The sequence below is a fragment of the Deferribacterota bacterium genome (genome assembly GCA_034189185.1).
Lineage (GTDB): Bacteria > Chrysiogenota > Deferribacteres > Deferribacterales > UBA228 > UBA228.
Genome location: JAXHVM010000071.1, coordinates 1 through 9383, shown reverse-complemented (window position 1 = coordinate 9383; position 9383 = coordinate 1). Strand labels below are relative to the sequence as shown.

At 33.1% G+C, this 9383-nt stretch carries 7 protein-coding genes; all 7 read right to left on the bottom strand.

Annotation, left to right across the window (positions count from 1 at the left end; all coding sequences use genetic code 11):
• On the bottom strand, positions 1 to 618 hold a 618-nt coding region (locus SVN78_06220), incomplete at its 3' end, for an anthranilate phosphoribosyltransferase (GenBank protein MDY6821198.1).
• Between the two features lies 1 nt (position 619).
• Positions 620 to 1180 carry an aminodeoxychorismate/anthranilate synthase component II gene (locus SVN78_06215; protein ID MDY6821197.1) on the bottom strand — a complete coding sequence of 187 codons (561 nt, stop codon included), beginning with the start codon at positions 1178 to 1180 and terminating at the stop codon, positions 620 to 622.
• Positions 1161 to 2651 (bottom strand): anthranilate synthase component I family protein, encoded by a 1491-nt coding sequence (locus tag SVN78_06210; GenBank protein ID MDY6821196.1) that lies wholly within the window; start codon positions 2649 to 2651, stop codon positions 1161 to 1163. The genes SVN78_06215 and SVN78_06210 overlap by 20 nt, the downstream gene beginning before the upstream one ends.
• Before the next feature lie 216 nt (positions 2652 to 2867).
• Positions 2868 to 5459 carry a preprotein translocase subunit SecA gene (secA, locus tag SVN78_06205; protein MDY6821195.1) on the bottom strand — a complete coding sequence of 864 codons (2592 nt, stop codon included), beginning with the start codon at positions 5457 to 5459 and terminating at the stop codon, positions 2868 to 2870.
• Positions 5456 to 6364 (bottom strand): phosphate-starvation-inducible PsiE family protein, encoded by a 909-nt coding sequence (locus SVN78_06200; protein MDY6821194.1) that lies wholly within the window; start codon positions 6362 to 6364, stop codon positions 5456 to 5458. Before SVN78_06200 ends, secA begins: the two co-directional genes overlap by 4 nt.
• A 27-nt stretch (positions 6365 to 6391) precedes the next feature.
• Entirely contained in the window at positions 6392 to 7852 is a 1461-nt protein-coding gene (pyk, locus tag SVN78_06195) for a pyruvate kinase (protein ID MDY6821193.1), read from the bottom strand.
• Positions 7853 to 7919: 67 nt separating this feature from the next.
• On the bottom strand, positions 7920 to 9383 hold a 1464-nt coding region (locus tag SVN78_06190), incomplete at its 5' end, for a methylmalonyl-CoA mutase family protein (protein ID MDY6821192.1).

Genomic DNA, 9383 nt, shown 5'->3' with positions numbered 1-9383 from the left:
ATTCTCTTTAAACTTAGAGGCTGTCTCTGTATACATTTTAAGGCTAACCGTATTTGGAACCCCAATTATCTGAAAGTTGGGATTACCAGGGTTTATGAGGGGACCCACATAATTAAATATTGTTGGGTGATTCAATCTTTTTCTAATCTCTTTTACCTTATGCATAGCTAATTGATATTTTGGGGCATAGAGGAATAGAAAATTGTGTTTGTTAAAATATTTTTTTGCACTATCACCCTCTAAATCTATCTTTATCCCAATCTCTTTAAAGATATCAGCTGAGCCTAATAGGCCACTCCTTGAGTGATTACCATGCTTTAAAACAGGATATCCCAAAGTAGATAAAACAATTGAAACTGCTGATGATATATTTATTGTTTTTTTACCATCTCCACCTGTGCCACAGGTATCTAATGCAAAATTAGTACCATGATCAACTTTTTTTGAGTGTCGCCTTAAAAATATCACTGTCTCATAGAGCTCTTCAGCTGTAATACCCCTTTTATACATACTAATTAAATAGTCCTTGATAAAAGCCTCATCAAGTTCATTATTTATTAATAGTTCTAAAAAATTGTAAATATTTAAACAGTTCTTTTTATTATCTATTTCTTTCATATTAATAGCCCTCGCATATATCTATAAAATTTTTTGCGATAATTTTACCATTTTTAGATAAAAAGGATTCAGGATGAAATTGAACACCAAATAGAAGTAAATCCCTATCTTCAAAACTCATTGCCTCATTATCACAAATTGAGCGGGATGTAACATAATCATCATCTGCCTCTACAACAAGGGAGTGATAGCGAACAACCTCAAACTCATTATCAATGCCTTTTAGTATTAATGAATCTTTTATCTTTCTCACCTTGTCAACCTTGCCATGACGTATCAATTTTGATCTTCTAATTGTATATCCCTGATTAAAACAGATTGTCTGCATGCCTAAACATACGCCCAATATAGGCAGCCTCCCTTTATATTTATCTATATATTTTATACTATTTAAGGATTTTGATGGGTGTGAAGGACCAGGGGAGATAATTATCCCCTTTAAACTAGGTTCCTCAATCAAGGGTGCATCATTTTTTACAACTTTGCAATCTACACCAATATTAAAAAACAAAGTATAAAGATTATAGGTAAAGGAGTCATAATTATCTACTATTAAATACATCTTTTTCCTCCCCACTAGATAAGCTATTAATTGTTACAGTTAAAGCCCTTAATTTATTTTCAACCTCACAAAATTCCTTATGGGGGTCACTATCATATACTATCCCTGCACCAGCCCTTAAAACCACAGAAGTATTATCTATTAACGCCGATCTTATTATTATAGCAGAATCTAGATTGCCCCCATAAGAGAAATAACCTGCACAACCTGCATAAAACCCCCTCGGGGAGCGCTCCACCTCATCTAACAATTCCATTGCCCTAACCTTAGGTGCTCCACTTACTGTACCAGCTGGAAAGGTTGATAAAAAAAGCTCAACCGCACTTATCCCTTTTTTCTTTATCCCTTTAACCTCTGAGACAATATGCACTACATGGGAATAATCCTCAACGGCAAACGCCTTTGTAACCTTTATGCTTTTTGGATCACACATAATAGATAAATCATTGCGAGCTAAATCTAATAACATTAAATGCTCTGATACCTCTTTTTCATCTTTCAATATTTCCTCTTTTACTAATCTAATAGGTCTATCCTTTGGATATGTCCCTGCAATAGGTTTAAGCATTGCCTTACCACCTGTAATCTTTAGATGAGTCTCAGGTGATGAACCACATATAACAAAATCCTTAAACTTTAAATAAAACATATAGGCTGAAGGATTTAGATTTCTTAGCCTTCTATAAAATAAAAGGGGGTCAATAGCGCCATTAATCGTATATTTATTAGATAAGACAACTTGTATCAGTTCACCTTTCTCAATCTGATCCTTTAAATAATTAACCCTTTCTTTAAACTCATTGTACTCAAAATCTTTTACAATATTGTCTATTTTAAAATTTATATCTGTTTTGGCATTCATTATAATATTGTTTGCATTACTGATAAAACCCTCAAGTTCATCAAGAGAATTAGAGGCCTTTCTAAAATCATCCTCTAGATAACCACTTTTTTTAAGGGATGCTACTGCATACATCTTACCCTTGTGATTATCATAAATAAAAAAGTCCTCAACCTCCAAAAAACCCATTATAGGCCTATCTTTTTCAATATTATTCAGTTTCTTTCTCAAATAAGGGGTATAGTTTATCATATCATAGCCTACGAAACCTACTAACCCCCCAAAGAAATCACCTATCCTTGGCTTACAATACACCTTTTCTTCTAATTTATCCCTAATTAGACTAAAGGGATCACTGCTCTCGCTAATTTTATTAAATTTACTATCATAGGTCTTCAACCTGTCACCTTGAAAAAAGTGAACATATTTTATATGAAAGCCAAAATAGGTATATCTTGAAAGCTTTTTCTTCAGATTTGCACTCTCTAACATAAAATAAAAGGGATTATCCCTATTTTTATATATTATCCCAAGAGGGGTATGTAGGTCACCCTCAATTTCTCTAATAAAGACAAATCTATCATATCTTTTATAAGCTTTTACAAAGTCATCATATTTTAAGGCTATCATTTTACACTCCTATAAAAAAGGCCCACTTTAAGTGGGCCTTTATGCATAAAAAAAGGCCCTGTGGTTACCACCACAGGGCCTTGCACATCTATAGTTCTATGGTGGCAACCTAATATTTATCTATAAGCCACCACCAATTATTTCTCATTTTTTTATTTAACAACTCATTCATTATTTAAATATATAATATATAAAATATTATTTGTAAAGAAAAAATTATTTACCTACAACCTTAGCCTGGGAACCACAACATTTCTTATATTTCTTACCACTACCACAAGGGCATGGGTCGTTTCTTCCAACTTTTTCAGCCCTCCTTCTAACAGGCTCTTTCTTTTCTTCCTTCTCTTGTCCAGTGTTGAAAACATCTTTCTTCTCTTCCCTATAAGATCTTCTCCTTTCTTCAAGTCTTATATCTGACTCTTGTCTTAACTCTACATGACATAAGAAGGAGACAATCTCCTCACGCACCCTTGTCATCATCTCTGTAAAAAGGGCATAGGCCTCTTTCTTATATTCAATCAAAGGATCCTTTTGACCATATCCTCTAAGGCCAACAGAATCTCTTAGGTAATCCATTGAAAGCAAGTGGTCTTTCCACTTAGAATCAAGGATATTTATCATAATAAAGCGTAAAAATTTTGTATAATTCTCCCCCAAAAGTTCTTTTTTAACCTTTAGGTAATCTTTAACCTTTTCAAATAATTTATCGTTAAAGCTATTAACGTTTTTTCCATTAACATTATCTAGCTCAATATCCTTTATATTAAAAATTCTTTCTATCTCATTTTTAATAGCTTTATAATCTTGATCTAATTGACCCTGAATATATCTTTCACTTAGGCTTGAGATAACATCGCCTAACATTTCATCTAAGATAGGCTCTAAATCATCTTTCTCTAAGATGTTGCGTCTCAGCGAGTAGACAACCTGCCTTTGTACATTTGCTACATTATCATATTCTAACAAGTGCTTCCTTATCTCAAAGTGCATAGATTCAATCTTTTTCTGAGCTCCTTCGATAGCCCTTGAAATCATAGGGTGTTCAATAGGCTCACCCTCCTTGATCCCAATCTTATTCATAATATAAGAAATCTTCTCTGAGCCAAAGATTCTAAGAAGATCATCCTCTAATGATATATAGAAGCGTGATGAACCTGGATCACCCTGCCTACCGCTTCTGCCTCTAAGCTGGTTATCTATCCTTCTTGCTTCATGCCTCTCTGTGCCAACAATATGTAGTCCACCAAGTTCTACTACCCCTTCTCTCAATTTAATATCTGTTCCACGACCAGCCATATTTGTTGCTATTGTAACTGCACCTTTCTTGCCAGCCTCAGCTATAATAGCTGCTTCCTTTTCATGATATTTTGCGTTTAATACTTGGTGTTTTATCCCTTTTCTGCGTAATAAGCTACTTAGATACTCAGATTTTTCAATTGATACAGTTCCCACAAGAACTGGTCTACCCTGTTTGTTAAGCTTTACAATCTCTTCTACAATTGCATCGAATTTTTCTTTAGTAGTTTTATAAATAACATCGGGCAAATCCTTTCTAATCATTGGTTTATGTGTTGGAATTACTATAACATCTAAATTATATATTTCTTTAAATTCAGCTGCTTCCGTATAAGCAGTACCTGTCATACCTGCAAGTTTTTTATACATCCTAAAATAATTTTGAAGCGTTATAGAGGCTAAGGTCTGATTTTCATTTTCAATAGGTACGTCTTCTTTGGCCTCTAAAGCTTGGTGTAACCCTTCAGAGTATCTTCTGCCGGTCATCAATCTCCCTGTGAACTCATCAACTATAATTACCTTGCCATCTTTAACAACATAGTCTTTATCAATCTTAAAAAGTGCATGGGCTTTTAGGGCATTATTTACAAAATGAAGGGTATCTATATTTTTTACATCATAAAGATTGTCTATACCAAGAGCTTTTTCAACCTTATCTATACCAGAATCAGTTAGTTTAACCTGTCTTGCCTTTTCATCAACAGTATAATCAACGTCTCTTTTTAGGGGTCTTACAATCTTATCAATTTTATAATAAAAACTAGTGGTTTCATCTGTTGGGCCGCTAATAATCAGTGGTGTCCTTGCCTCATCGATCAAGATATTGTCAACCTCATCTACAATAGCATAGTTTAAATCCCTCTGAACATAATCCTCTAAATTATACTTCATATTATCCCTTAAATAATCGAAACCAAACTCACTATTTGTTCCATAAACAATATCTGCTTTGTAGACATCCCTTCTATCAGCTTCAACAAGCTTTGTAGTAAAAGTTTCTTCATCTTCCCACTCTACCAAATAGGATGTCTCATGTTGTAAGACACCTACATCTAAACCTAAAAATTTATATATAGGGCCCATCCATAAGGCATCTCTCCTTGCTAAATAATCATTAACTGTAACTAGATGTCCTCCCTTACCACCTAAAGCATTAAGATATAAAGCAAGGGTGGCAACCAAGGTTTTACCTTCCCCTGTCTTCATCTCAGCAATTTTTCCTTTATGTAATACATAACCACCCATAAGTTGAACGTCAAAATGTCTAAGCCCAATAGTCCTTTTGGACACCTCCCTAACTACTGCAAATGCAGGCACTATTAATTCATCTAGCGATTTACCTGCCTCAAGTTCTTTTCTCAAAGCTTTTGTTGTCTCCATTAGTTCACTGTTAGATTTATTCACCATCTCATCTTCAAGACTGTTTATCTTATCCACAAGAGGTCTAAGCTTCTTTAAATATCTATTATTATAGCTGCCAACTATTTTATTAGCTATAAACTTAATCATAATTCACTCCCACTTCTTTTTATTGTCTCAGTTCTATAGATTAACCAATATATAAAACCCAATATAAAGATTGCACTTAATACATATATTGTTGATACATCAATCATTTTATGCTGTAATGTTAATATAAGCAAATCTCTAATATATGCAATAAGGGCAACCCCTATAAAAATAGACAACCTAAATTCACCACCCTTTATAAGCTGTACTTCTGTTCTAATAAGCTCAGTTAATATCCAAAGTATCAATAGGGAACCCAGAAAAGATATTAGAAATTCATGACTTTTATCTATTGAAAAACTCATAAATTCACTGAAAAGTGTAACAGTGGCTATAGCTGTAATTAATATTAGTAATGAAATTAATATTATCTGCATTAAAAAAGAAAACTTTTCCCCAATACCAACTATATATCCTCTAAATTTGTATTCCTTGCTATACTCATTAATTTTTAACTCTAAATAAGTCATATTTAGAATTTCAAGATTAACATCTAAAAATTTATGAAGGGTTATTAGGTGCTCCTTCCTCTTTAAATCATCATTTATATTTTGAAACATTTTTTCGTGCAGAAAACTCCTAGAAAAACTGAGTAATGAATTAACTATGTCTTGCCCTCTGTTATAATTGATATAGGCTCTACATATATTTTTAAGTTTACTTATATAGTCATTTGTTAGCTCTTCATTTAAAAATAGCCCATACCATCTTTTAATTATTTCTTTAAGCTTATTAATAAACTCCTTATTCATCCTTAGTTGAGCAAAGCGCTTGTTGATAAATAGCAAAATTTGCTCCTCGTATTCATCAGAGTATTTGTATAGCAATTCCCCTATTGACTTCATATTATCAATATCCTCGTCAGTAACCTCAAAATCCCTTTTTATATCTTTTAAGTAGATCATTAATACACCTTAAATAAAAAAATATAATTATTTTTGTGCGGAATGGCTGTTGTAAATTTCTAGATATCTATCATAATCAGCAGATCTTAAAACTTTGACTAAATTTGTTGATCCAGGCTGACCTGCAGGAAAACCCATAATAGCAATTGCTAGCTTATCTTTGCTCAATATATTCTCTTTAAATGCTTCTTTTATAAAGATTGATAATATTTTATCTAGATCCCTTTCATCTGGTATAATCATAAAAGGCTTAATACCCCACAGTATATTTAGTCTATTATAGGTATTCTCATCATATACTAGGGTATATATATCACATATTGGTCTATGCATTGAAACAAATCTAGCAGTAGCACCTGTTTTAGTGAAAACGCAAATCAACTCTGCCTTTAATTCTGTTGCCAATCTGCAACTAGTAGAGGCTATAGATATCTCCGTTTTAAATGATATATTGCAAGTATCACTATAATCCTTACAAAAGGTATATAATTTTTCTGCGTTAGAGATTGTTTTCACCATTGTTTTAACAACCTCTAAAGGATATTTACCCACAGCCGTCTCATCAGAAACCATAAGCGCATCTGCACCATCTAATAGTGCATTTGCTATGTCAGAAACTTCTGCTCTCGTTGGTTTAGGGTTCAATATCATTGAGGTTAGCATTTGTGTAGCAACAATGACAAGCTTACATCTCTTGTTCGCTTTTTTGATCAATTCTTTCTGAATAACTGGAACTTCTTCAACATCAATCTCTATGCCTAAATCCCCCCTTGCTATCATTATCCCATCAGCATGTTCTATTATTTCATCAATATTTTTTAGGGCCTCATGTTTTTCTATTTTTGCAATTACCTGTATATCGCTGTTATATGATTTTATTGCATTCTTTGCCAATAAAATATCTTTACCATTTTTTACAAATGACAAGGCTATATAGTCAAACCCCAAAGAGATACCAAATTCAAGATCTTTTAAATCCTTTTTAGTTAAAGCTGGTAAATCCATATGAATATCGGGAAAATTTAATCCCTTCCTGGAGGATACTACACCATCGTTTAAAGCCTTTAATCTAACACCATCCTTAATCCTATCAACAACCTTTAAAGCAATCTGTCCATCTGCTAGAAAAACCCTGCAACCTTTATCAAGTCTATCTAAAATATCGGGATAGTTTAAACCAAGTTTTGTCGCATCTCCAACCTGGCAACTACTAACCAAATCTATTTCATCAGATTTTCTAATATTAAAAGGTTTTACTACATCATTTATTCTTATCTTAGGACCAGCCAAATCTTGAACCAATGTTATTGGCCTCTTCAATGACTTTGCAATATCTCTAATATTGTTAAAATTCTCTCTATGCGAATTATGATCCCCATGAGAGAAGTTAAACCTAAATGCATCTACCCCTGCTAACATCATTTCTCTTATAGTCTCTTTCGAGCTAGAAGAAGGTCCAATTGTTGCAATTATTTTTGCTTTAGCCATACTGTTATATTATGTAAGTTTATAAATAAATCAAATACTTTATAATAATTTTACAATAAAATATTATTTACATATTTCTTCTATATAAGCCACCCATCCTAGCAAAGACATCAGTAATCTGCCCAAGGCTACAATATTTAGTAGCATCCATTAATACTTCAAAAAGATTGTCTCTTTTATTGATAGCATCTTTCAAACGCTCTAATTCTTCTCTGCACCTAACTTCATTTCTCTTTTTAAAGCGTATTAGATTATCTAGTTGCCATTTTTTCTCTGCCTCACTTGATCTAGAAAGCTCTACCTCTTTTTGTTCTTCTCCTCTCTCATCGACAAAGGTATTAACACCTATAATAGGTAACTTCCCAGAATTCTTTAATTCCTCATAGTATAATGATTCTTCTTGAATCTTGTTTCTCTGATATCTATTTTCCATTGCTCCTAATACACCACCCCTCTTTGATATTCTCTCAAATTCCTTTAATATTTCATTTTCAACTAATTCAGTTAGCTCCTCAATCAAGAAAGAACCCTGCAGTGGATTATCATTCTTTGACAAACCAAATTCTGAATTTATAATCATTTGAATAGCTAATGCCTGCCTAACAGATTCTTCAGTTGGGGTGGTTACAGCTTCATCATAGGCATTAGTATGTAAGGAATTACAGTTGTCTAATACTGCAGTGAGCGCCTGCAGTGTCGTTCTAATATCATTAAAGTGCATAGACATCTCGTGAAGCGATCTCCCTGAGGTCTGTATATGATATTTTAACTTTTGACCCCTCTCTTCACTGCCGTAAAGATACTTTAACGCAATAGCCCATATTCTTCTAGCAACTCTACCAATAACAGAATACTCTATATCTAAGCCATTTGAAAAGAAAAATGAGAAGTTTCTTGTAAATTTATTAACATCTAAGCCAAGGGCTTTAAAAAATTCTACATAGGTAAAACCATTGGCTATTGTAAAGGCAAGCTGGGTAATTGGATTAGCACCTGCTTCAGCCATATGATAGCCTGATATTGAAAGGGAATAAAAATTTTGAACGTTATTTTTAACAAAATATGCCTCTACATCACCTATTAATCTCATTGCGAAATCTATTGAAAAGAGACATGTGTTTTGAGCCTGATCCTCTTTTAATATATCCGCTTGAACAGTACCCCTAATATTTTCTAAACAATTTCTCTTTATCCTTTCATATTCTTCCCCATCAACTAACATATCACCACTAATACCTAATAACTTCAACCCAAGGTGATCTCCACCTTCTAGTCTACATCCAAAATCTTCATTATAATATGGTATATATGAGTCCTTATAGATCTCACTTATTTTATCCTCTATCCACTTTGCACCTTTATGTTTTAACAAATATTTTTCAACCTCTTGATCTATCGCTGTATTTAAAAACATAGCTAACATCATTGGTGCAGGGCCATTAATAGTCATAGATACTGACGTATGGGGATCTAATAGTTCAAAACCACTGTATAACTTCTTTGCATCATCAATAGTAGGCACTGAGACGCC

Excerpts from the sequence above, each read along its gene's own strand:
- SVN78_06215 (MDY6821197.1), bottom strand. The coding sequence starts at position 1,180 with ATGTATTTAATAGTAGATAATTATGACTCCTTTACCTATAATCTTTAT.
- SVN78_06210 (MDY6821196.1), bottom strand. The coding sequence starts at position 2,651 with ATGATAGCCTTAAAATATGATGACTTTGTAAAAGCTTATAAAAGATAT.
- secA (MDY6821195.1), bottom strand. The coding sequence starts at position 5,459 with ATGATTAAGTTTATAGCTAATAAAATAGTTGGCAGCTATAATAATAGA.
- SVN78_06200 (MDY6821194.1), bottom strand. The coding sequence starts at position 6,364 with ATGATCTACTTAAAAGATATAAAAAGGGATTTTGAGGTTACTGACGAG.
- pyk (MDY6821193.1), bottom strand. The coding sequence starts at position 7,852 with ATGGCTAAAGCAAAAATAATTGCAACAATTGGACCTTCTTCTAGCTCG.